At 67.2% G+C, this 23,720-nt stretch carries 21 protein-coding genes, 1 pseudogene and 1 riboswitch; of the genes and pseudogenes, 15 read left to right on the forward strand and 7 right to left on the reverse strand.

Annotated elements, in window-relative coordinates:
* Positions 1-17 precede the first annotated feature (17 nt).
* Entirely contained in the window at positions 18-497 is a 480-nt protein-coding gene (locus OHA42_RS24640) for a YbaK/EbsC family protein (protein ID WP_406230220.1), read from the forward strand.
* Positions 498-570: 73 nt separating this feature from the next.
* Here the strand turns inward: OHA42_RS24640 and OHA42_RS24645 are convergent, their stop codons facing one another.
* Complete coding sequence (locus OHA42_RS24645; RefSeq protein WP_406230221.1) at positions 571-1,707, reverse strand: metallophosphoesterase; 1,137 nt, start codon at positions 1,705-1,707, stop codon at positions 571-573.
* A gap of 121 nt (positions 1,708-1,828) precedes the next feature.
* Positions 1,829-2,311, reverse strand: a complete 483-nt coding sequence (locus OHA42_RS24650) for a group II truncated hemoglobin (protein ID WP_328401280.1) — start codon at positions 2,309-2,311, stop codon at positions 1,829-1,831.
* 165 nt (positions 2,312-2,476) lie between these two features.
* Here OHA42_RS24650 and OHA42_RS24655 point away from each other — a divergent pair, with 165 nt between their 5' ends.
* From OHA42_RS24655 to OHA42_RS24670, 4 genes are all read left to right on the forward strand, one after another.
* Positions 2,477-4,099 carry a hypothetical protein gene (locus OHA42_RS24655; protein ID WP_406230222.1) on the forward strand — a complete coding sequence of 541 codons (1,623 nt, stop codon included), beginning with the start codon at positions 2,477-2,479 and terminating at the stop codon, positions 4,097-4,099.
* The gene (locus tag OHA42_RS24660) at positions 4,096-4,551 is read left to right on the forward strand and encodes a hypothetical protein (protein ID WP_406230223.1); all 456 of its coding nucleotides are present in this window, start codon (positions 4,096-4,098) and stop codon (positions 4,549-4,551) included. Before OHA42_RS24655 ends, OHA42_RS24660 begins: the two co-directional genes overlap by 4 nt.
* Positions 4,552-4,618: 67 nt before the next feature.
* Positions 4,619-5,791, forward strand: a complete 1,173-nt coding sequence (locus OHA42_RS24665; RefSeq protein WP_406230224.1) for a hypothetical protein — start codon at positions 4,619-4,621, stop codon at positions 5,789-5,791.
* Entirely contained in the window at positions 5,788-6,333 is a 546-nt protein-coding gene (locus OHA42_RS24670; protein ID WP_406230225.1) for a hypothetical protein, read from the forward strand. Before OHA42_RS24665 ends, OHA42_RS24670 begins: the two co-directional genes overlap by 4 nt.
* Positions 6,334-6,357: 24 nt before the next feature.
* Here the strand turns inward: OHA42_RS24670 and OHA42_RS24675 are convergent, their stop codons facing one another.
* Positions 6,358-7,728: a purine-cytosine permease family protein gene (locus OHA42_RS24675; RefSeq protein WP_406230226.1), complete on the reverse strand. Its 1,371-nt coding sequence runs from the start codon at positions 7,726-7,728 to the stop codon at positions 6,358-6,360.
* A riboswitch (TPP riboswitch) is annotated at positions 7,723-7,839 on the reverse strand. (Overlaps the previous gene by 6 nt.)
* A gap of 79 nt (positions 7,840-7,918) precedes the next feature.
* Positions 7,919-8,263: a nuclear transport factor 2 family protein gene (locus OHA42_RS24680; protein WP_406230227.1), complete on the reverse strand. Its 345-nt coding sequence runs from the start codon at positions 8,261-8,263 to the stop codon at positions 7,919-7,921.
* A 114-nt stretch (positions 8,264-8,377) separates the two neighbouring features.
* Between OHA42_RS24680 and OHA42_RS24685 the strand changes: the two genes are divergently transcribed.
* From OHA42_RS24685 to OHA42_RS24700, 4 genes are all read left to right on the forward strand, one after another.
* Positions 8,378-9,604, forward strand: coding sequence for a hypothetical protein (locus tag OHA42_RS24685; protein WP_406230228.1), 1,227 nt, complete (start codon positions 8,378-8,380; stop codon positions 9,602-9,604).
* A gap of 283 nt (positions 9,605-9,887) precedes the next feature.
* Entirely contained in the window at positions 9,888-10,337 is a 450-nt protein-coding gene (locus tag OHA42_RS24690; RefSeq protein ID WP_406230229.1) for a helix-turn-helix transcriptional regulator, read from the forward strand.
* A gap of 5 nt (positions 10,338-10,342) precedes the next feature.
* Positions 10,343-10,753, forward strand: coding sequence for a VOC family protein (locus OHA42_RS24695; RefSeq protein ID WP_406230230.1), 411 nt, complete (start codon positions 10,343-10,345; stop codon positions 10,751-10,753).
* A gap of 434 nt (positions 10,754-11,187) precedes the next feature.
* Complete coding sequence (locus OHA42_RS24700; RefSeq protein WP_406230231.1) at positions 11,188-13,581, forward strand: ATP-binding cassette domain-containing protein; 2,394 nt, start codon at positions 11,188-11,190, stop codon at positions 13,579-13,581.
* Positions 13,582-13,906: 325 nt separating this feature from the next.
* Here the strand turns inward: OHA42_RS24700 and OHA42_RS24705 are convergent, their stop codons facing one another.
* On the reverse strand, positions 13,907-15,022 hold the full coding sequence (locus OHA42_RS24705) for an FAD-dependent oxidoreductase (RefSeq protein ID WP_406230232.1): 1,116 nt from the start codon (positions 15,020-15,022) through the stop codon (positions 13,907-13,909).
* 67 nt (positions 15,023-15,089) lie between these two features.
* On the opposite strand from OHA42_RS24705, the gene OHA42_RS24710 reads away from it, so the two are divergent.
* Both OHA42_RS24710 and rox read left to right on the forward strand, forming a co-directional pair.
* A complete protein-coding gene (locus tag OHA42_RS24710) occupies positions 15,090-15,770 on the forward strand; it encodes a TetR/AcrR family transcriptional regulator (protein WP_406230233.1) in 681 nt (226 codons plus the stop codon).
* Between the two features lie 412 nt (positions 15,771-16,182).
* Positions 16,183-17,610 (forward strand): rifampin monooxygenase, encoded by a 1,428-nt coding sequence (rox, locus tag OHA42_RS24715; RefSeq protein ID WP_406230234.1) that lies wholly within the window; start codon positions 16,183-16,185, stop codon positions 17,608-17,610.
* A 220-nt stretch (positions 17,611-17,830) separates the two neighbouring features.
* Here rox and OHA42_RS24720 read toward each other — a convergent pair whose 3' ends face one another.
* A complete protein-coding gene (locus OHA42_RS24720; protein WP_406230235.1) occupies positions 17,831-18,943 on the reverse strand; it encodes a hypothetical protein in 1,113 nt (370 codons plus the stop codon).
* Between the two features lie 236 nt (positions 18,944-19,179).
* Between OHA42_RS24720 and OHA42_RS24725 the strand changes: the two genes are divergently transcribed.
* The gene (locus OHA42_RS24725) at positions 19,180-20,421 is read left to right on the forward strand and encodes a site-specific integrase (protein WP_406230236.1); all 1,242 of its coding nucleotides are present in this window, start codon (positions 19,180-19,182) and stop codon (positions 20,419-20,421) included.
* An 83-nt stretch (positions 20,422-20,504) separates the two neighbouring features.
* Here the strand turns inward: OHA42_RS24725 and OHA42_RS24730 are convergent, their stop codons facing one another.
* Positions 20,505-20,639: an ArsR family transcriptional regulator gene (locus OHA42_RS24730; RefSeq protein WP_406230237.1), complete on the reverse strand. Its 135-nt coding sequence runs from the start codon at positions 20,637-20,639 to the stop codon at positions 20,505-20,507.
* Between the two features lie 125 nt (positions 20,640-20,764).
* Here OHA42_RS24730 and OHA42_RS24735 point away from each other — a divergent pair, with 125 nt between their 5' ends.
* The 3 genes and pseudogenes from OHA42_RS24735 to OHA42_RS24745 all read left to right on the forward strand — a co-directional run bounded on the left by OHA42_RS24735 (position 20,765) and on the right by OHA42_RS24745 (position 23,670).
* Positions 20,765-21,607 carry a DUF4158 domain-containing protein gene (locus OHA42_RS24735; protein ID WP_406230238.1) on the forward strand — a complete coding sequence of 281 codons (843 nt, stop codon included), beginning with the start codon at positions 20,765-20,767 and terminating at the stop codon, positions 21,605-21,607.
* On the forward strand, positions 21,595-22,707 hold the full coding sequence (locus OHA42_RS24740) for a hypothetical protein (RefSeq protein WP_406230239.1): 1,113 nt from the start codon (positions 21,595-21,597) through the stop codon (positions 22,705-22,707). The genes OHA42_RS24735 and OHA42_RS24740 overlap by 13 nt, the downstream gene beginning before the upstream one ends.
* Positions 22,650-23,670, forward strand: a pseudogene (locus OHA42_RS24745) (transposase). Before OHA42_RS24740 ends, OHA42_RS24745 begins: the two are co-directional and overlap by 58 nt.
* The last annotated feature ends 50 nt before the right edge of the window (positions 23,671-23,720 follow it).

Genomic DNA, 23,720 nt, shown 5'->3' on the forward strand with positions numbered 1-23,720 from the left:
CGGCTAGGATCGCCGCCATGGACGAGATCGCCCGCAAGCCAACTGTGCTCGCCGTCGAGGCCGCCCTGCGCGCGGCCGGAGTGACCCCCGTGGTTCGGGTCCTCCCGGAAACCGCCCCCACCGCGGCCGCCGCGGCCCAACAACTCGGTTGCCCGGTCGCGGCGATCGCCAACAGCCTGATCTTCGATACCGGCGGCACCCCGGTGCTCGTGCTCACCAGTGGCGCGCATCGGGTCGACACCGGCAAGGTCGCCGCGCACCTGGGCGTCCCCGAACTCGCTCGCGCGAGTGCCGCATTCGTGCGCGAACACACCGGCCAGGCCATCGGTGGTGTAGCCCCGGTCGGGCATCCGGCTCCGATCAGGACAGTGATCGATGAGACCTTGGCCGAGCAGCAGCAGATCTGGGCCGCCGCCGGACATCCACACACCGTTTTCCCGACCACTTTCGACGAGTTGATCGCGGTCACCGGCGCCGAGGCGATCGCGGTCGACTAGCCCGGTTCGGACGGCGCCGACGCAATAGCGTTTCCCCGGCGAGAACGCTCGTCGTGCCTCCCGCGAACTCTCCTCAGCTCTGGGGTGACCGCAACACCAGGACGGTGATCTCGCTGGGCGCGAAAACCCGCAGTTGCGGGCCCCAGAATCCGGTGCCGCGGCTCGTGTACAGCTGGGTGCCCGCGCCGTGGCGGCTCAGGCCGGCGACGACCGGCTGCTCGAGGCGAACAAGGTAGTGGAACGGCCAGATCTGACCGCCGTGGGTGTGGCCGGAGATCTGCAGTGCGACACCCGCAGCGGCGGCTTCGGCGACCTGGCGGGGCTGATGGGCGAGCAACACGATCGGTGTGTTCGGTTCCACGCCCGCGAGTGCGGCAGACAGGTTCGGCCCGTGGCCTTCGAGCCCGACACCGGTCGGGTCGTCGATGCCCGCCATCACCAGTTGGTCCCCGCCCCGGCCGACGGTCTCGTGCTGATTGTGCAGCGGCTGCCATCCGATCGAGGCCATGTGCTCGATCCAGCCGGGCGCATCGCCGAAGTATTCATGGTTGCCGGTGATGTAGAACTTGCCGAGCTCGGCGTCCACCTTGCCCAGCGGATCCACCTGCGCGCGCCGCTTCGCGACCGATCCGTCCGCGAGATCGCCTGCGTGGCAAGCGATATCGGGCCGCTGCGCGTTGACGACCTCAACGACCCGCTCCGACCACCGCAACCGGTCCAGCGCCGCGAAATGGGTATCGGTGATGACGACCATCCGCAGCCCGTCGAGTCCGCGCCCGAGTCCGGGGATCGACACCTCCAGCGTGCGCACCCGAGGCACCCGCCGCGCCTCGACGATTCCCCACACCGTCAACACTGCCGCCACCGAGAGCACTCCGACCGCGACGATGCGCGATCGTCCCGGATCCGCCACCCCGGCGGCGATCAACCCCACGCGGGCAATGTTGCCGATCACCGACCAGCTGAACACCACCCACATCACACCGAGCAACGTGTCGCCGACGATAGATGCGGCATCCGACTGTGCGGGCCCGTGCCCGAGGAACATGGCCGCGGGCAGGCTGAGGAACCCGAGCAGGAACACCGCCGACCCCAGCCAGAACAACGGGCCGTCGCCGCTGGTCGGCGCTTCGACCACGGTCCACCAGGGCAGTAGGAACAGCACGGCGGGAATCGCCAGGAACAGAACAACACGCGGAACGTACTTCAACAGGATTCGTCCTTGTTGGCGCAGGTGCAGCGCGCGGTCCACTCCCGCCCGGCGCTATGGGCGCTATCGACGATAACAGCGTTAACCCAACGTCGGCGTCGACCGCACGCCACCACCGAACCTACGGCTGATACGGCGGTGCGACGCCCCAGCCCCAGTGCGGCATCGGCGCTTCCAGCGGCGGGTGTACCTCGGGCTGCGAGTTCGTCTGCGCGATACGGGTGCCCCACTCGATGTAGGAGGCGAAAGCGGCGCGGAATTCCGGGTCGGCGGGCAGACCGACCTCGTCGGCGGCATCCATCAGCAGGTTCACCCAGCGACGACGCTGCGGTTCGGTGATCGCTTTGCCGAGGTGCTGACGCACCATGTGGTGGTAGCCGCCGCGCTCGCTGCTGTAGGTCTCGGGCCCGCCGAACACCTCGGCCAGCCACATCGCGACATATTTCGGATGCCCGGGGTCCATGCCGCGAAACAATGGGCCGACCACATCGTCCTTCAGGACCTCACGGTAGAACGCGGTGGTCAACGCCTCGAAGGCCGGCATGCCGCCCGCCCATTCGAACAGGGTCGGTACGGCGGGATCGCCGACAGCAGAGTCCGTCACCAGCCCAACCCTACACAAAACCCGAACCGCGCTGCCGGCGCGCGAACATCCACCGGGCGTCGGATTATCCGGGACTTCCCCCAGCGCGGCATCACTCCGGCGAGGGAGGCCAAATCCCCACTGAAGGTGATGATCTCGCCGGTTCCCGCCCCTACCATGGCGGTGGTGACCGTTGCCGCTCATGCCGTTCGCGGCCGCGTCCTGCTCGCCGCGGGACTGTGCGCTCTGTTCGTGTCCGTGTGGATGGCACCGGCGTTCGCCGACTCGCCGGCCTCGGGCGCGGACGTGTCGGTCGCCCAAAGCCTCGGAGATCGCGAACTGACCCTCGTGCTGCGTCGGGTGACCAGCGTGCCCGGCCCGCTTCGCGTGGACGTCGTCACCCACACGGGGACTGCCGCAGGACAACTCACGCTCGCGGCGACACCGACCGGAGCGACAGCACACCCGAGGGCACCTGCCCCGGGAGCGCCCAGCACCGAGGCGGTGATCGATCTCGGCGGCACACCCGGGATGTACTCGGCCACACTGGCAATGGATCGGGCCGGGCCGTGGGAGCTGGCCGTCGGCGACGGCGTGCGCGTGGCGCGGATTCCGTTCGTGGTGCCCGCACAGGTCACCTCGCCGCCGGAGCGTCTGGTCTACGGCGGGTTCCTCGTCGCAGGAGTGCTGCTGCCCGTGTCGATCCTGATGGCGATCCGTGCCCGCCGCAGCGGGTGGGCGCTGCTTCCGGCCGGTGGGATGGTGGCCGGGATCGCGGTGTCGGTGACGGCCGCGCTGCTGTCGGCGTCGCTACCGCTTCCTCCGCAACCCGGCAGCCAGCTCGACCCGACGGTGGACAACGTCGAGAATCCCTATGCCCTACGACAACCGTTGATCTCGGACTTCTCCCGTCCCCCAGTGCTGCTCACCGTGGCAGGTGGCCCCGTGTCGGCCGGGCAGCCGGGCGATCTCGATCTGGTCGTGATCGACGCGGCCACCGGCGCACCCGTCGACGACCTGCTCGTGCACGACAGTGCGCTGATGCACCTGCTGGTGGTCGGCCCGTCCGGTCGACTGTCGCATCTGCACCCGATCCGGATCGCCCCTGGCCGCTATCAAGTCCATCTGGCCTCGCCCGAACCCGGGCATCATGCCCTGTCCGCCGAGCTGGCCCGCCGCGGCGGCGGGGTCCAAATGGTGCGCGTCGCAACCGGTTTCACTGTCACACCAGGTGCGACAGCACAGGTTCCGCCAGCGACCGCAGTGCATCTGGGCGCAGCAACGACCACCGCATCGACCGTAATGGACACCAACCCCATCACGGTCAGAACAACAACCACGGTAGCCGGCACACCGACCACCCTCACCGTCGAGGTCGGCGATACCGCCGACTTGCAACCTTGGCTCGGCATGGTCGGGCACCTGATCATGGCCGGACCACTGCCGGACACCGATGGCACCGATATCGCTGCGGCCGTACAGAATTCGCCCATCTGGGGACACGCCCACTCGATGGGTTCCACATCGATGACAGGTATGTCCGACATGCCGGGGATGCGCGGCATGCACGAGATGGGTGGCCCGACCGCCGCCGCAGGTCGGGGAACCATGCTGATGACACCTGTGAACGGCGACAGCGCCCCGGACGAAACCGTGGCCGCCTACGGGCCCGATGTCCCTTTCACCTACACCTTCCCTTCCGCGGGCCGATACCGACTGTGGATCCAGGTCGAACGGCACTACACCGTGCTCACTGTTCCGGTCGTGCTCGATGTCGCCGCCGCCCCGCCGGCAGGAGCGCACCGGTGAGCGCGGCACCGACCGCCGCACCGGCAACCGGCCAGGGTTCGTGGCGGCCCGGTGTTCTTGTCGGTGGTGGTGGCGTCGTCATCGCTGTCATCGTGTGGCTCGTGTGGCTCGTGTGGCCGCGCTCGCCCGCCCCAGTAGTGCTGAACACCGGCACACCCCAGCATCTCGTGACCGTCACCGTCGACAGGCTGCGCCTCGGCACCACCGACATGGACATCACGATCACCGATCGGGCCGGTGTCCCGATCGACCATGGCGCCGTGCTGCTTCAGGCGAACCAGCCGCTCATGGGCCACGCTGGGCAACCGGTGACGGCGGCGCCAATGAGTCCCGGCCACTTCCATGCGGCGGGTGTGGCCCTGATGATGACCGGCCCCTGGGACCTCCGGCTCTCGATCGATACCCACGACGGCGGCGAGCAGCTCACGCTGCCGGTGTGGGTCGGTGGCTGACACCGATGCGGCCCCACACGCACCAGGAACCACCACCGCAGCACGACCAGAGAAAGGACCGCCCGTCATGAGCACCCCAGCACCGTCCGACACGTCCGCAGACCATGCCGGACCGTCGGTGACCACCGCAGAATCCGCACCGGCCGCCGCTTCCGACAATGGCACGGCGGCACGTATCGGGGCCTGGGTCGTCGTCCTCGGCACCGCTGTCACACTGGTGGGCTTGAGCTGGGATATCCAGTGGCACAACGAAGTCGGCCCCGACACCTTCTTCACCCTGCCGCATTTGTTCCTGTACTCCGGCAGCGCCATCTCCGGGTTCGCGAGCCTCGCCATGGTCCTCATCGCCACCTCCGCCCAACGCGCCGGACGACCGGTGCCCCGTATGGGCGGCACGCCCATACGGGTGTTCGGCAGCAATCTCACCGCACCGCTGGGCTACATGATCGCCGGAGCCGGTGCGGCATTGTTCCTGCTCTACGGTCTCCTCGATCTGCAGTGGCATTCGATCTACGGCTTCGACGCGGTGCTGAACACCCCCTCGCACGTGGCGCTGTTCCTGTCGATCACGCTCACCATGATCGGCAGCATCATTGTTTTCGCCGCCCATCGCGACCACCGCTGGGGCAGGATCGGCATCGTGGTGGCGATCCCGATCCTGATCACTTTCGCGCCGATCCCCACCAACGCTTTGAACAACCTGGAGCTGCCCGCCGATCCGACCATCCTCGGGATCGTGCTGTTCGGGCCGATGCTGCTGATCCTCGGCGCGGCGTTGCTTGCCCGCGCCGGGGCCGCCGTCGCCATCGCCGGATCGCTGGGAGCGATGCAGGCGATCCTGTGGTGGTTCTCGCCGTGGGCTGCCGAAACCTATGCCTCGGCGATCGGGCTGCCGCTACGTGACGGTCTCACCGGCCGGCCACCGGAGCTGCCCGCGATCATGCCGATGTTCCTGATCGTCGCGGCCACCGTCGTCGAAGGGTTGTTCTGGCTGGCCCGCACCCGCGGCTACGACGCCAAGAAGATCGTGCTGGTGGCCGGAGTCGCGACCGGCGTAATCGTCGGGGTGAGCTTTCCGCTGCAAATGAACCTCACCCACGCCATGTCCCACCTCGCATTCGCCGACGTCCTGACGGTCACGCTGCTCGGGATTCCGCTGGGATTGCTCGCCGGATTCCTGGGCGGCCGATTCACCACCATGCTGCCCCTTCTCGCTCCCGCAACGGAGGACCACCGATGACCGTGCTGCGCAGACTCGCTGTCGCTGTGTTGGCTGCTGTCACACTGTCGTTGATCGCGATCGCACCCGCCGCCGCGTACGCGCCGGTCGACGTCGTGCACACCGAGCGGGTCCAGGCCGGCCCGTACAGCCTCACCGTCGGGTTCTCCACCTGGCCACTGCGTGCGATGAAGTCCCTGGACTTCACGTTCATGCCCGATGGCGGCATCGCCGACAAGTCCGGAACCTTGCGCGTGACCGGGCCCGCGATCAAACCGGGACGCCGCGCCGCCCCGCTGGTGCGGCACCCCCGTAAACGCGATTCCTGGGGCTTGGATGTCAAAGCGTTCGACGACCCCGGCAGCTACCGATTCGCCTTCAGCATCGACGGGCCGCTCGGGCACGGTGAAGGGACCCTCGACGGCGTCGAAGTTCTCGACCAACCCGGACCACCACTGCCGCTGAGCTGGACCATCGGCACCCTGCCACTGCTGGGCCTGATCGTGTTCCTTGCGGTGGCCTGGCGTCGCACGCGACCGGGTTGCCAAACCTTGATCGTCTGAACCTTTACGCGAATCGCGGTGCTGTCAGGACGATTTCCGGGCGGTCGCGACCCGCCCGACAATCCAGGCCACCAGCACCGCGGCCAGGAACGATAACAGTGACGCGCTCATCCACGGCTGTTTGGTGAAGTGCAGCTTCTCCTGGATGTTCACCCAGAAGTCGGTCCAGACGCCCGCGTCACCCGGGTTGATGAGCTGATACACCGACAAGCCCACCAGCCAGGCGACGATCATCCCCCAGCGCGACGGGGCATCCGGTGTGGTATTCCAGTTCCCCTTCGCGCGCAGGAAGAAGTCGGCGACGAGCACACCGAGCAGCGGCACGAACACCGAACCGATCAACCCGAGGAAACCGAAGTAGTTCTCCATCTTCAGCTGCAGCGCCAGCACGGTGATCAGCGCACCGAGCCCGATCGACAGCACCCGACGGTCGATGCGTGGCGCGAGGTTCTGGATGGACACAGCCGTGGAGTACACATTGGCGAAGGACTGATCGGCCTCCCGCAACACGAAAACGAAGAAGAACACCGCACCGAGACTCACCTGCAGGAACGGCGTGTACTGGCCGCCGTCACCGGTCGCGAGGGCCAGTGCGAACAGGCCGAGGATGTAGGCGACGATCTGGGTGATTGCATACGCCCCGCTGGCCGCACCGAAAGCGGCACCGGTGCTGCGGGAATGGCGGGTGTAGTCGGCCGCGACCGGCACCCACGAGATCGACACGGCCAGCGCCGCATCGGTGGCGATCCAGAACAAACTCCAGTCGACACCGAACGGCCCAGAACCCTTGGGGCCGGGATTGGTGGTCAGGTCGGGCAGACCCTTGTGCAGGAACTGGATGTAGAACCAGATCAGGGCGATCACCACGCCGACGGTCACGAACCGTCGCAGCATTCGGACCGAGCCGAGCGGCCAGATCGTCAGCGCGGTCGTCAGCACACCGGCCACCACCACATACAGCCAGTGCGGACCACCGCCGAACAACTCTTCGGCCGCATTACCGATGACGATCAACTCGAAGGTCCCCCAGCCGATGAGCTGGGCGATATTCAGCACGGTCGGAAGATAACTGAGCTTCGCGCCGAACAGGCCACGCAGCAACACCATCGCGGGCTTGCCGGTCTGTGCCCCCGGCACCGCGGCAAGCCCGAGCATCACACCGCCGAGGACAGTTCCCACGATCATCGCGAGGATGCCCGCGGCGATCGAGATCTGCGGCGCGTACTCGGTGTTCGGGGCCAGCACGGTGTACGCGCCGGTAAACGCGACAAGGCTGACGCCGAGATTGGCCCAGAAGGCGCTCTGGTCCCAGAACGACAGCACCTTCGGTGCGGGCTCCTCGAGGGTCAGCGGCGCCTCGTGCCGTTCGGATTCATCCAGGGTCTGTGCGGACATGCCGGAGCACTACTCCCTACGCCGGCATTACCCGGACAGGTTCATGCGGTCGGCGAAACATCGGGTCCGCCCTCTCAGCCCGGCCGTGCCCGAGCTCCCGCGGTGGGGTCTTATTCGGGCGAATAGTACACGCGACGCACCGTGTCACATAGCCTTCGGTCCTTCGACCGAATCCCGCAACTGGGCGTCGTCACGCACGGCCCAGCGCTCGACAACCAACCCGTCGTACCCGAAAGATGTGCACCTGGTCCCAGGCCACCGGTCTTCCCTCGATGCGACGACCATGCAACCGCGGAAACCCATTGCCGATGCGCCGACCGCGAAAGGTGTACCACACCATGACGCGGTCCTCGCTCGACAGCACCTCGTGCAATTCTGCACTGCGGTCTGCAAAACTCGTGTCGTACCACTGGGCGACGACGTCGAGGATGTCCAGCCCACGGCCACTGACATTGTCGTAGAAGTCCGGTGCGAACAGACTCAGCAGGTGGGTCGCCGCGCAGGGTGTAGTCGAGCCAACCGGTGGCCAGTGCACGAGCGTCGAAGGACGACATGGTTCGAGTGTTCACCATGCCGCGCAGGCCGTCGCAGAATGCAGCGAATGCTGTCGTGCAGGCGGTGAATTCGCCGAGGAGAGGCGGGCACAGTCATGATCGGATCCATGCGTCGCGCGGTCGCGGTGCTCGGCGCGATCGTGTTGCTGGGTGGGTCGGCGGCGTGCGCGGCCGCAGACAAACCGGACGCGGACAGCCGTGCGACCACGGCACCCGCCGAGCAGTCGACCCGCGGCGAGATCGTCTCGGCAACACCGGTCGCTCAGATGTCGGCAGCCGACACCAGCACGTACCTGAACGCCTCGGCCCGCAACGGTATCGACGCCTATCGCGTCGTATACCGGACCATCGACACCAGCGGCCGGCCGACGACCGCGAGCGGCCTGGTCGTGCTGCCGCGCACCGACTCCCGCAGGCTGCGCGTGGTCAGCTACGCGCACGGCACGCTGTCGCTCAAGAGCGATGCGCCGTCGGTGAACGGGACGACCCGCCCTGACCGGGCGCGCACCATCACGTTCGCCGCGGCGGGCTATGCGGCGGTCGCGCCGGACTATTTGGGACTCGGCGAAGGACCCGGGTTCCATCCCTACACCCATGCCCCGACGGAAGTCAGTGCCTCGGTCGACCTGTTGCGCGCGGCCCGCGCGGTCGCGGCCCGCGAGCAACGCGAACTCGACCCGAACATCCTGGTCACCGGCTTCTCCCAAGGCGGCCAGGCGGCGACGGCGCTGGGCAAGGCACTGCACGCGGGCCAGATCCCCGGCTTCGGGCTCGCGGCGCTGGCACCGGTGAGCGGACCCTACGATGTGCAGAACGTGCAGACGCCCGCCGGACTGGACGGCCGGGTGATGCCCGCGAGCGCGGTCTTCTACTTCGCATACTGGCTCACCTCGATGAACCGCATCCACCATCTCTACGACAGCCCCGCCGAAGCATTCCAGCAACCGTATGCCGCCACAGTGGAGGCACTCTTCGACGGCAATCACACCGAAATCGCCATCGGCGCAGCCCTGCTCACCGCGCCACAACAACTGTTGACGCCCAAGTTCATCGCCTGGTCACGCAACCCCACCGGAGCCGCACGCGACGCCGTCGCCGATACCGACGGCACCTGCAACTGGACACCACGCGTTCCGGTCCACCTCTATGCCGCCTCTGGCGATCGCAGCATCCCCTATGCCAACTCCGAACACTGCCTGCAAGCACTGCACAGCGACAAAGCCACCCTGCTCGACCTCGGCGACATCGACCACGGCAGCACCGCCCGCATCGCACTGCCACAGATCCTGGAGGTATTCCAACAGCAGGCCCCACCCACCTGAGCCACCCGCACGCCGAATCGTGCCTGCGTCGGTAACGCGGTGCACCGAGTCCATACCGTCATCGAACTCCGTCAGGTCCGACGCCAGTCCTTGCTGAACGCCACCGTCACCGGGCCGCCCGAGCAGCATCGCCGTGCTCCCGTGCTCTCGGGCAGCTCGCAGACCTCTTCGACGAATGCTCTGTCCTTGAACCTGGAGCAGACCGGTGGCAAAGCGGACGCGGAGTGCAGTGGAACGCGTGCGGCGCTGGTCAACTCCAGCGCGACGTGGGACGATCGCGGAAGTGACCAGCAAACCCGCCACGGAACAGTACCTGCGCGACCTCGCGCGACTGCGCCGCGTCCGCGACCGGATGGACCGGGAGTACACACAGCCGCTGGACGTCGAGGCGCTCGCCCGCGACGCGCACATGTCGGCCGGACACCTCAGCCGCCAGTTCCGCCTCGCCTACGGCGAATCGCCATACGGCTACCTGATGACACGGCGCATCGAGCGCGCGATGGCGCTGTTGCGTCGTGGCGACCTCAGCGTCACCGAGGTCTGTTTCGCGGTCGGCTGCCAGTCGCTGGGCACCTTCAGCACTCGCTTCACCGAGCTGGTCGGTATGCCGCCCAGCACCTACCGGCGCGAGGCGGCCCTCGCGACGGCGGGGATACCGTCCTGCGTGGCGAAACAGGTGACCAGACCAGTCAGGAATCGAGAAGCGCAGGTCGCCGACCCGCAATTAGCCTGATTGCCATGGACATCACCATTCACTCGAGCTTCCTGCCCCAGGACGACCCGGACGCAGCCCTGGCCTTCTACCGCGACACCCTCGGCTTCGAGGTCCGCAAAGACGTCGGATACAACGGGCTGCGCTGGATCACCGTCGGCCCCGCCGACCAGCCCGGAACCTCCATCGTCCTGCATCCGCCTGCCGTCGACCCCGGCATCACCGACGATGAGCGCCGCACCATTCTCGAGATGATGGCCAAAGGCACCTACGGCGGCATCCTCCTGGCCACCGAGGACCTCGACGGCACCTTCGAGCGGGTGCAGGCCAGCGACGCCGAGGTCGTTCAAGAACCGACCGAGCAGCCGTACGGGGTTCGCGACTGCGCGGTTCGCGATCCCGCGGGCAACCTGGTCCGCATCCAGGAGCTGCGCTGAGCCATCCGGCGATCGCAACCATCACCTGCACAGTCGGCACCGTCAAGGAGCCCCGGCATGAGGCCGGCACCGAGAGAAACGTCCCCGGGCTGCTGCACAACCGATGAGTGCCACACGCGCTCCCGAGGCCCGGAGGCGGTGCAACCGCCGAGCGTCCGCCAACCAACAGAAGTGGGCATAGGTGGCCGGTGCCGCGTCGCACACACCGGGGCCAGGCCCGTACCACTGATACCGCATGCCCTCGCGCCGCATCGAGGCTTGGCGCGAGGCCGACGAGGAGCTCGACCGCGAGCTGACGCGTGACGGCCGCCGGTTGGTCCGACCGGGCGCGCCGACGAGGGACAACCGAACGCACTGATCGAAGCCTGATTAGATCGAGCAAGGCCACGACGACGGAGACCGCCAACACGGCCCGCGCAACAGATGGAGACACGATGACCACGGCCACGAGGACGAAAACGAAGTCGCCGGCACCGCACGCTGCCGACAGCCACGATCTGATCCGCGTGCACGGCGCGCGCGTGAACAACCTCCAGGACGTCAGCATCGAGATCCCCAAGCGCAGGCTGACGGTGTTCACCGGCGTCTCCGGCTCGGGTAAGAGCTCGCTGGTGTTCAGCACCATCGCCGCGGAGTCGCAGCGGCTGATCAACGAGACCTACAGTGCCTTCGTACAAGGCTTCATGCCGTCGCAGGCGCGGCCCGAGGTCGACGTGCTCGAAGGGCTGACGACCGTGATCACCGTCGACCAGCAGCGGATGGGTGCCGACCCCCGCTCCACCGTCGGTACCGCCACCGACGCCAGCGCGATGCTGCGCATCCTCTTCAGCCGACTCGGGCAGCCGCACATCGGCTCGCCGCAGGCGTTCTCCTTCAACGTCGCCTCGATCAGTGGAGCGGGTGCGGTCGCCATAGAGCGCGCCGGACGAACCGTGAAGGAGCGTCGCAGCTTCAGCATCACCGGCGGCATGTGCCCACGCTGCGAAGGCCGGGGCGCAGTCTCCGATATCGACCTCACCCAGCTCTACGACGACTCCAAGTCGCTCGCCGAGGGCGCGTTCACCATCCCGGGCTGGAAGTCGGACAGCTTCTGGACGGTGCGGGTCTACGCCGAGTCGGGCTTCGTCGACCCGAACAAGCCGATCCGCAAGTACACCAAGAAGGAACTCAACGACTTCCTCTACAAAGAGCCGACCAAGGTGAAGGTCGACGGCGTCAACCTCACCTACGAGGGGCTGATCCCCAAGGTGCAGAAATCGTTCCTCGCCAAAGACCCCGACGCGCTGCAGCCGCACATCCGGGCGTTCGTGGACCGGGCGGTCACCTTCACCACCTGTCCCGAATGCGCTGGCACCCGGCTCAGCGAGCTGGCCCGCTCCTCGCGCATCGGCGGGATCAACATCGCCGACGCCTGCGCGATGCAGATCAGCGACCTCGCCGAATGGGTCCGCGGCCTCGACGAGCCGTCGGTCGCGCCGTTGCTCGCCGCGCTGGGGCACACCCTCGACTCGTTCGTGCAGATCGGGCTGGGATACCTCTCACTCGAACGGCCGTCGGGCACGCTGTCGGGCGGTGAGGCGCAACGCGTCAAGATGATCCGCCACCTCGGGTCGGCGCTCACCGACGTCACCTACGTCTTCGACGAGCCCACCATCGGGCTGCATCCGCACGACATCCAGCGGATGAACGACCTGCTGCGGCAACTGCGGGACAAGGGCAACACGGTGCTCGTCGTGGAGCACAAGCCGGAGACGATCGTGATCGCCGACCACGTTGTCGACCTCGGCCCCGGTGCCGGTACGGGGGGCGGCACCGTCTGCTTCGAGGGCACCGTCGAGGGGCTGCGGGCCAGCGGAACCATCACCGGCCGCCATTTCGACGATCGCGCCGCCGTCAAGGAGGCTGTGCGCAAGCCCACCGGCACGCTGGAGATCCGCGGCGCGACAACACACAACCTTCAGGACGTCGACGTCGATATCCCGCTCGGGGTGCTCTGCGTTGTCACCGGCGTCGCCGGCTCCGGCAAGAGCTCGCTCGTGCACGGGTCGATCCCCCGCGGCGCGGATGTGGTGTCGGTCGACCAGGGCGCGATCCGCGGGTCGCGGCGCAGCAACCCGGCGACATACACCGGACTGCTCGACCCGATCCGCAAAGCGTTCGCGAAGGCCAACGGCGTGAAGCCAGCGCTGTTCAGCGCCAACTCCGAGGGCGCCTGTCCCACCTGCAACGGCGTCGGGGTGGTCTACACCGACCTGGCGATGATGGCCGGTGTCGCCACCACCTGCGAGGAGTGCGAGGGGAAGCGGTATCAGGCGTCGGTGCTGGAATACCACCTCGGCGGCCGCGACATCAGCGAGGTGTTGGCGATGTCGGTGACCGAGGCCGAGGAGTTCTTCGGCGCAGGCGAAGCGCACATTCCGGCCGCGCACGCCATCCTCGGCCGGCTCGCCGACGTCGGGCTCGGCTACCTCAGCCTCGGTCAGCCGCTCACCACGCTGTCCGGCGGCGAGCGGCAGCGGCTCAAGCTGGCCACCCACATGGCCGAGAAGGGCGGCGTCTACGTCCTCGACGAGCCGACCGCGGGCCTCCACCTCGCCGACGTCGAGCAGTTGCTCGGCTTGCTCGACCGGCTCGTCGACTCCGGCAAGTCGGTCATCGTCGTCGAGCACCATCAGGCGGTCATGGCGCACGCCGACTGGATCATCGACCTCGGCCCCGGCGCAGGCCACGACGGCGGCCGGATCGTCTTCGAAGGCACCCCCACCGACCTCGTCGCCGCCCGCTCCACCCTCACCGGCGAGCACCTCGCGGCCTACATCGGCTCCTGACCGACCTGATCCCGTTGCGTCGGAGGACGATCCACCATCTGGGGTTCGCGGCCAGATGTGCACCGTTCGCTCCGTCGGCCGGTTCAATGTGGAGCAGCGCACGTATCCCACGCGGAAGGGTGCGATCACACCGGAGATCGTTCCCTAGGACGGGGGTTCACCGGAACAGTTCGCGGAACACCTCTACCGAACACCGGCGAGCGGGGCGGAGCCGGTCGGGCGCGGTGTTCCGTAGAGCGATCGGCCTACGGAACACCACTACGCCCAGCGACGTCGTTCGTACTTTGCACTTCATGACAGCTTGAGGAGCCGTTATCGGTGACATTCAGCCAGGTTGGAAGAATGCGAGCATTCTTCGGCTGGCGTCCGGCGACGTCAGGACTTCCTGCATTCGTGCGGACATCCGGGCGGCAGCGCTGGTGCGTTCGAACATCTCGCGTTCGTATTCTTTGACGGCGGTGGGAAAGTCGTCCGGGTGCGCGGCCAGCGCGAGACCGAGCAGGGCGCCGTCGAGCAGCGCCATGTTGGCGCCCTCTCCCACCGGCGGCATCAGGTGCGCGGCATCGCCGAGCAGCGTGACGCCTGGCGTCGACGGCCAGGTCAGTCCGACCGGGAGAGTGGTGATCGACCGCGGCACGACCGTGTCGTCGCAGGCCGCGATCAGCGCGGTGAACCGTGAGTCCCAGCCGGGGAGCAGGTCGATCAGCCGCGCCCGGGCGGCGGCCGGGTCGTCGAACGGGATCCCGCTGGTAGCGAACCAGTCCTCGGCGGTGTTATAGAAGCTGAGGCCGATGCGAACGCGGCCGTCGCCGTTGCGCTGCGCCGCCAGGGATAGTCCGTTGCCGAGCACCCAGTAGTTGCCGCGCCCGACCATCGCCGCGAGGTCGGGGTGCGTGCGGTCGATGTCGGGAATGCCGACCTCGACGACGTTCTGACCGATATGCGCCGGGCGGGCGTCGGTGAGCAGCGCGCGGACCCGGGACTGCGCGCCGTCCGCGCCGACCAGCAGGTCATACGTCGCACTGCTGCCGTCGGCGAAGTGCAGCAGGCCGTTGTCGGCGGATTTGAACGCGTGCCCCCAGCGCACCACGTCTTCGGGGAGGGAATCCAGCAGCAGGTTGCGCAGATCGGCGCGGTCGACCTCGGGTCGCTCGAGCGGGGCGTCGTCGGGCGTGTCCTCCTGGAGCAGCAAGGTGCCGTCCGGCTCCAGAAGGCGCATGTCCTGCCCTTCGCCGCGGGCGATCGCGTGGAATTGGTCGATCAGGCCGGCCTCACGCAGCGCTCGCTGCCCGGAATGTATGTCGAGCATGCCGCCCTGACCACGCGCGCCGCGCGAGAGTTCACGTTCGTACACGACGGCGTCGATGCCGTTCACGTGCAACACCCTGGCGAGGGTCAGGCCGCCCAGTCCGGCTCCGACGATGGTGATGGTCATAGTCATGGTCGCCCTTCGATACACTGCATTATCAAATACACTGTATCGAAGCATGCGATGTATCGTCAGCGGCATGTTGGTGTGGGAGAGGCCGGAGCCGCCGGATCGACCGGTGCCGGCCCCATTAAGCCGGGAGCGGATCGTACGAGCGGCGATCCGGCTGGCGGACGCGGACGGGCTGGCGGCGGTGTCGCTACGTAAGGTTGCCGCCGCACTGGACGTCGGGCCGATGCGGCTGTACGGCTACATCGCCACCAAGGAGGAGTTGCTCGACCTGATGGTCGATTCGGTCTACGCCGAGTTGCGGCCGGCCGGAGACGGTTGGCGAGAGGTGCTACGGTCCCTTGCCGAAACCACCCGGCAGACCGCTCACCAGCACGAATGGCTTGCCGACCTGATCGGTGGGCGGCCTCAGCTCGGGCCGCACGCGCTGGCCAGAGGAGAGGCTGTGGTGGCCGCGATGGGCGGCGTCGACGTGGACACCGTCATGCCGGTGGTCGACGCGGTCAATGCGTACGTGATCGGCGCGGTGCGCCGGGAGATCACCGAGCAGCGCGCCGAGCGGGCCACCGGGATGGACAAGAGGCAGTGGCAGGCCGCCTTCGGGCCTTATCTGGAGCGGAACTTTGCAACTGGCCGATTCCCCGCGCTGTCCGCGGTCATACGCGACGGCGCCCACCTGGACGCCGACCAAACCTTCCGCACCGGCCTCGACTTCCTCCTCGACGGCATCCAAGCCCGCATCTCGAGCTGACACGCAGCCGAGCAGACGAGCGCCGCCCGTGGCACCAATTCGGCGTTGACGCGCATCGCCGTACGCGGCACGTCACTGCTTCGGGAGGAGCTTGTCCGTCCGCAGCGGACGGCAAAGCGCAAAGGCAAGGAGGTTACCCACTCCTGCCACTCTCAACATATAGCCACCGGGGGTCTTGCGGCAAGACCCGGGTCGTGCTGCAGAATCTCCGGTCGAAGCCAGAACCTGCGGAAATCAGGGGTTCGCGAAGTACGTGTGCTCTTGTCGAGGTGTGGGCCTCGCGGGGCGTCGAACCGCCCGGTGGGCCTCGCGGTGCGGTTGCGGGCACTCGGCGCGGAAGTGCGGGTGTGCTCGCCGCCGGACTCCCCGGAGCAGCTGGCCGAAATGCAACCTTGTCGAATGAGAGGTTTTCATGATCGACGTGATCGTTGCCGGCGGTGGACCGACCGGCTTGATGCTGGCCAGCGAGTTGCGGCTGCACGGCGTGCACGCACTCGTGCTGGAGAAGGAGGCCGAGCCGACCAGGCATGTCCGGTCGCTCGGCCTGCACGTGCGCAGCGTCGAGGTGATGGACCAGCGCGGTCTGCTGGAGCGGTTCCTCGCGCTCGGCAAGCAGTACCCGGTCGGCGGCTTCTTCGCCGGCATCACCAAGCCGCAGCCCGACCGGCTGAACACTGCACATCCGTACGTCCTCGGCATCCCGCAGCCCGTCACCGAGCGCCTGCTGACCGAGCACGCCACCGAACTCGGCGTCGAGATCCGGCGCGGCTGCGAACTGATCGGGCTGAGCCAGGACGACCACGGGGTGACCGTCGAGCTGACCGACAGCACGCAGCTGCGCTCGCGCTACCTTGTCGGTTGCGACGGCGGCCGCAGCACGGTGCGCAAGCTGCTCGGCGTCGGCTTCCCCGGCGAGCCCACCCGGGTCGAGTCGCTGCTGGGCGAGATGGAGGTGGCCGCGCCGCCGCAGACGCTGGCCGCCGTGGTGGCCGAGGTCCGCAAGACCCACAAGGGGTTCGGCGCCGGGCCCTCCGGGGACGGGGTATACCGCGTCGTCGTGCCCGCCGAGGGGGTGGCCGAGGACCGGTCGGTCCCGCCGACCCTCGAGGAGTTCAAGCAACAGCTGCGGGTGTTCGCCGGCACCGACTTCGGCGTGCACTCACCGCGTTGGCTGTCCCGCTTCGGCGACGCCACCCGGCTGGCCGAGCGCTACCGGGTCGGCCGGGTGCTGTTGGCCGGCGACGCGGCGCACGTCCACCCACCGCTGGGCGGGCAGGGCCTCAACCTCGGCGTCCAGGACGCGTTCAATCTGGGCTGGAAACTGGCCGCCGAGGTCAACGGCTGGGCACCGGACGGGCTGCTGGACAGCTACCACACCGAACGGCACCCAGTAGCCGCCGACGTGCTGAACAACACCCGCGTGCAGTCCGAGCTGATGTCCACCGAGCCGGGTCCCCGGTCCGTGCGCCGGCTGCTGTCGGAACTTATGGACTTCGAGGAGGTGAACCGGTACCTGACCGAGAAGATCACCGCGATCGGGGTTCGCTACGACCTCGGCGAGGGGCACGAACTGCTCGGCCGGCGGCTGCGGGACGTCGAGTTGAAGCGGGGGCGCCTCTACGAGCTGATGCACAGCGGCCGCGGGCTACTGCTCGACCAGACCGGCCGGCTCTCGGTGGCGGGCTGGGCAGATCGGGTCGACCACGTCGTCGACGTCAGCGAGGAACTGGACGTGCCCGCGGCGTTGTTGCGGCCGGACGGCCACGTGGCGTGGGTCGGTGAAAACCAGCAGGACCTGCTCAGCCAGCTGCCCAAGTGGTTCGGCGCTGCCGTCAGCTGAGCGCCGACCTTCGCGAACGCCTCCGCCACCCAGAGGACGGATAGTCAGCAAGATCACTCTCAGCGCCAACCACGGTTCCATTGATCCCCTGAACCGATCTCAGCACACGGCCGCGGCCGTCGGCACCTTCGCCGACAGGTAGCCGCCGAAATCGCCTCCCAGATCGGCTATTCGCATCCCGTGCTCCATCGTCGGTCCTCGCTCCGCCCGCCCGCCTCGGCTACTCCGCTCCGGGTGGATTCGCCGCGCCGGCGCGCCGCGCCTGGGCGAGCAGCTCGTCGAGTTGGGCTTCGGCGCGTTCGGCGCGGGTCAGGGTTTGGGTGCGGGCTTCGTCCAATGCTTCGATGCGGTGGGCTGTCTCGGCGTGTGCCTTGTCGATGGCTGTCGCCGCTTCCGTGCGCACCGCGGTGAGCTCCGCGATCGCCGTGCGGCGCGCCTCCGCCAACTCGGTGCGCGTCGCATCGAGTTCGGCGCGAATCCTGCGCCACTCCTCGCGCGCTTCGTTGGCTGCTTCGACCCGTTCCGCGGCGGCCTTTTCCGCTCGTTCGGTCGCGCGTTCGGCGTCTGCGGCCCGCTGGACGGCGAGATCGCGTTCGGATTGCGCGGATGCCACTCGCGCCGCCGATTCGCGTTGGGCGTGTCCGATTTCGGTGTCGGCGCGCCGCTGTGCCTGCTGCACCTGTTCGGTGGCCTCCTGCCGGATCCGCTCGATTTCCTCGGCGGCTTCGCGACGTGCGGTACGGATTTCGGCTTCGGCGGCGCTGCGGGCGGCGAACACGTCGTCGGCGGCTTGCCTGGTGGTGCGTTCGACCTCGCGCAGTGCGTCGTCGCGGGCCGTATTCGCGACGGCGACCAGACTTTCCGCGTGCTCGGCTGCCGCAGCGGCATCTTCTGCTGCGGCGTCGGCGATCGCTTTGGCTTCCTCGGCGTCGCGTCGGGCCTGCTCGGCGGTGACGCCTGCCATCTCGGCCTCGGCGATCCGGCGGGCCGCATCCGCCTGAACGGCCTGAACCTGCGCTTCCGCGATGGAGGGGTCGGCCAGTGTGGACAGTTCGGCAACGGCGGTGTTCAGGGTGGTGCCCAATTGTTCTGCCAGTCCACGGAACTGGGTGAGCAGCTCGTCGGCGCGTAAGCGGGCGACCGTCACCGGGCCCGGTGACGTCACCGTGACGGAAGCGGTCGTGATGTCCGACTCCTGCTGTTGCCGTTGACGTTCACGCCAGGCTCGCCATCGCGTGTGCTCCGGATGGTCGCAGTATTCCGATGGTCGGCCGGGGCCGCTGCCGCGAGTGATGGGTCGGGGGCAGCCGGGGTAGTTGCATACGGTGGGCACGACAGAATCGTAGCGTTTGTTTCGTCCACTCCAACGTATTGGGGCGAAACGAAATGCGTGTCGCCCCAGGACGTCTCCATACGCGACACGAAATTCTGACCGCCGATAAGTGAACCTTATCGGCGGTCAGGCTCGGCTAGAGTGATCAATTGTCGGTGCAGGAGTTTCGTTTCGTTTGGTTGGCATATATGAAACGAAACTACTACGGAATTACGGGAAAACTAGGGAGCTGATTCGTGGACGATCGAACCGCTGTTGTCGCGGTACCGGACTCGGTCCAGACCGAACTGCGCAAAGGAGTCCGCAGCGTCCTGATCGACGCTGCCGCACTCCGGTTGGTGCGCGAACGCTTCGACGACAACCAAGCAGGGTCGCTACGCCGATACCTCGAGGCATCCCAATCCGCGAATACCCTGCGCGCCTACCGCACCGACTGGATCGCCTGGGCCGCCTGGTGCGTGGCGGAAAATAGGCAGGCTCTGCCCGCCGACGCCTTGGACGTCGCGGTGTATTTGGCTGCCGCCGCCGACGCGCAGCGTCACCCCGACCCCACCACATTGCGTCACAGTGACAGCGAATCCGAGTCCCGGCACTGGGCTTTCAGCGCCGCCACCCTCGAACGTAAAGCCGCCGCCATCGCCGCCGTCCACGCCGCCAACGGACTGCCCTCCCCCACCCGCTCCGACGTGGTTCGCCTGACCCTGCGCGGCATTCGCCGAACCCGCCGCTCCCAACCCACGCGCAAACGTCCCGTCCTGCTGCACACCCTCGAACAGCTGCTGGCCGGTCTACCCGAACCGGGTTGGCCGACCGAACCTGCCCGCCGCCGCGACACCCTCGCGCTGCTTGTCGGATTCGCTGGTGCATTGCGCCGCAGCGAACTTGCCGGCCTGCGCATCACCGACGTTCGCGTACACCTCGACCACCGCACCGGCGAACCCCTCCTGCTCGTCCAGCTGCCGACCACCAAAACCGACCCGACCGGCACCAGCGAACAACGCGTCGCGCTGCCCCGTGGCCAACGCCCGCACACCTGCCCCGTCTGCGCCTTCGCCGACTGGATACACCTGCTCGAAGCCCACGCCGCCCACAGCGCCAGCGGACTGCAAGCCTGGCTCACCGACACACCACCCGCCCCCCCGGACATCCATCGCTGCCACGGTTTTCAAGGCACCACCCTCGCCGCCCAACCCCTGTTCCCCACCATCACCCGCCATGGCGGCATCGCCGCCCGCCCCATGTCCGGGCGCGCCGTCGCCGAACTCGTCAAGCGCTACGCCGCCCGCGCCGGCCTCGACCCAGCCCTCTTCTCCGGCCACTCACTGCGCGCGGGATTCGCCACCCAAGCCGCACTCGGCGGCGCGAGCGACCGCGAAATCATGCGCCAAGGCCGCTGGTCCAACCCCCGCACCGTGCACGGCTACATCCGCACCGCAAACCCGTTGGAAGACAACGCCGTCACCAAACTGGGCCTGTGACCCGTCCGATGTGGGTTTCGGTCGTAATCGCGGAAAATCCGACGAGGTTTGCGTAGTACCTGGTCAGATGCAGTGAGGTGAGGCTAGGGGGTCGTCTTGTTGAGGTGCCGGTAGATGGTGGGGCGGATGACGCCGAACTCGGCGGCGATCTGGCCGACGGTGTAACGACCGAACTGCTCCCAGTGGGACCTCTCGCCCTGGAGGGAAGTCCTGATCACTCCGCCCGAGCCCGCATACGTCGAAAACAGTAACCATGTGCCGGATCCGTGCCTGTTGCGGCCCGAGCAAGTGGGCCCGGGAATCCTGAAGCTGGCCCCAGCCCCAAAGTAGCTTCGCGCTCAGGGTGATTCGTCTACTGTTGCCGGGCGTGCGTCAGGAGTGGTCGACCGAGGATTTGATCGGGTCGTGGACGCTGGTCGGTGAAGACTGGCGGCTGGTGGGCAACAAGTCGGGCGCGACCCGTCTCGGCTTCAGCCTGTTGCTGAAATTCTTCGAGCTCGGGGGCCGATTCCCCACCGGGCCGGAGGAGTTACCGGCCGCCGCGGTGGCGTATATGGCCGATCAGGTCAAGGTCGATCCAGCGCTGCTGGACACTTATCGCTGGAGCGGCAGCACGATCGAGTACCATCGAGCGCAGGTGCGGGATGCGTGCGGCTTCCGGGAATCGTCACGCAGCGACGAGGACAAGCTCGCGTCGTGGCTGGCGGCGGAGGTGTGCCCGGTCGAGCTGCGCGACGAGCAACTGCGTCAGGCGCTGCTGATACGCTGCCGGGCCGAGCGGATCGAACCACCCGGACGTATCGACCGGATCATCGGATCGGCTCGCACGACGTTCGAGAAGCGGTTCTGCGATCGCACCGTGTCGCGGCTGAGTGAGCTGTCGATCGACCGGCTGAACAACCTGGTCACGATTGGTGCGGCTGCGTTGGCTAGTGGCCGGAATCTGTTGGCGGAGTTGAAGTCCGATCCAGGCAAGGTCAGTTTGGAGACGTTGCTGCGCGAGGTGGACAAGCTGGCGGCGGTGCGGGCGCTCGAGCTGCCACCGGATTTGTTCGCCGATACGAGTGAAAAGCTGGTCCACGCGTGGCGGGCACGAGCGGCGCGGTCGTTCCCGTCAGATCTGCGGGATATGCCCGAGCCGACAATGCTGACTTTGCTGGCGGCGTTGTGCTGGTGGATCTGCTGATCGAGCTGGTGCACAAGGTCAATACGCGGGCGGATCAGCGGGTGGAAAAGGAGCTGACCGAGGATCTGCGGCGGGTGCGGGGCAAGGAGAACATTCTGTTCCGGCTGGCCGAAGCGGCGGTCGATCATCCCGACGACATCGTGTGTGAGGCCCTGTATCCGGTGGTCGGAGAAAAGATGCTGCGGGAGTTGGTGAAAGAGGCGAAGGCCAACGACCAGGTGTTCCGGGCGCGGGTGTGCACGGCGCTGCGCAGCTCGTACTCGAATCATTGTCGGCGGATGTTGCCGGCGTTGTTGGCGGCGTTGGATTTTCGGTGCAACAACACCGCCTACCGGCCGGTCATGGTGGCGATGGAGTTGCTGGCGCGCTATGCGAGCATCGACGGGAAGGTCCGCATCTACGACAAACACGCGCTCGCCCCGCTCAATGGTGTGGTGCCGAAAGCGTGGCAGGAGGCGGTGGTCGATGAGAAGGGGCGCGTCGAGCACATCCCATACGAGTTGTGCGTGTTGGTCGCGTTGCGAGACGCGATCCGAAGACGCGAGATCTATGTCGATAGCGGGAACCGGTGGCGCAACCCTGAAGATGATCTGCCCGGTGATTTCGACAGCGCCCGTGAGGTGCACTACGCCGCGATCCGTCAGCCGCTGGATCCGACCGAGTTCATCGCGGGGTTGAAGCAGCGGATGAGCCGGGCCCTGGCCCGTCTCGATACCGGTCTGGCCCAGAACACTACCGGCGGTGTGCGATTGACGCGGCGGCGTGGTGAGCAGTGGATCAGTGTCCCGAAGTTGGACAAACAGCCGGAGCCGGAGAACCTGGAGAAGATCAAGGCCGAGGTCGTCCGCCGCTGGAGAACCCTGGATCTCCTCGATGTGCTCGAGGACGCCGATTTTTTCACCGACTTCACCGCCGAGTTCACCTCGGTCGCCTCTCGTGAGGTGGTCGACCGCGACACGTTGCGAAGACGGCTGCTGCTGGACCTGTTCGCGCTCGGGACGAACATGGCGAGCATGAGGAGTCCGAGGCGGCGTTGCGGCATGTGCGGCGGCACTTCATCACTCGCGACAATCTGCGCCGCGCGACAACGAAACTGGTGAACGCCACGTTCGCGGCGCGGGATCCGAACTGGTGGGGCACCGGCACTGCGTACGCGAGCGATTCGAAGAAGCTCGGCTCCTGGGAGTCGAACCTGATGACGCAATATCACCAGCGGTACGGCGGGTACGGGGTAATGATCTACTGGCACGTCGAACGCCGCAACGTCTGCATCTACTCCCAGCTCAAATCGTGCTCGAGCTACGAGGTGGCGGCCATGATCGAAGGGCTGCTGCGGCACTGCACCGACGCCGAGATCGAAGCCAACTACGTCGACACCCACGGCGCATCGGTGGTCGGGTTCGCCTTCACCGAGCTACTGGGATTCAAGCTGTTGCCCAGGTTGAAGAACATCGGCTCGATCCGGTTGTACCGGCCCGACGACACGGCGGTGTACGGCCAGCCGGGACCGGTGCACCCGCCCGATCCGTTGGGAGTTGATCGCGCAGCAGTACGACCAGATGGTCAAATACGCCACCGCGCTGCGTCTGGGAACCGCCGAGTCGGATTCGATCCTGCGGCGATTCACCCGCGGCGGCCCGAAACACCCCACCTATCAAGCCCTCGAAGAGTTGGGACGGGCGGTGCGCACGATCTTCGCCTGCGACTTCCTCGCGTCGGAAGAGCTCAGACGGGAGATCAACAGCGGGTTGCAGGTGGTGGAGAACTGGAACTCCGCCAACACCGTCGTGTTCTACGGCAAGGACTCCCAGCTCACCGGCGCCGACCGCGAACACGCCGAGGTCTCGATGCTGGCGCTGCACCTGCTGCAATCGGCGAAGGTGCACATCAATACCCTTCTGCTCCAAGCCGTCCTGGAGAATCCGGAATTCCACGACCTGGTCGGCGACAACGAACGCCGGGCGATGTCGCCGTTGTTCTGGTCGAATATCAACCCTTATGGCCGATTCCGGCTCGACATGGACACACGCCTGGACCTGAGCCGAGAACGTGTTGCGGGCTAGAGAATTCCTGTACGTCGGAAGTGGCCGCGAAGCTGGACCAGCAGTGGACG

The sequence above is a fragment of the Nocardia sp. NBC_01009 genome (assembly GCF_045208035.1).
GTDB lineage: Bacteria > Actinomycetota > Actinomycetes > Mycobacteriales > Mycobacteriaceae > Nocardia.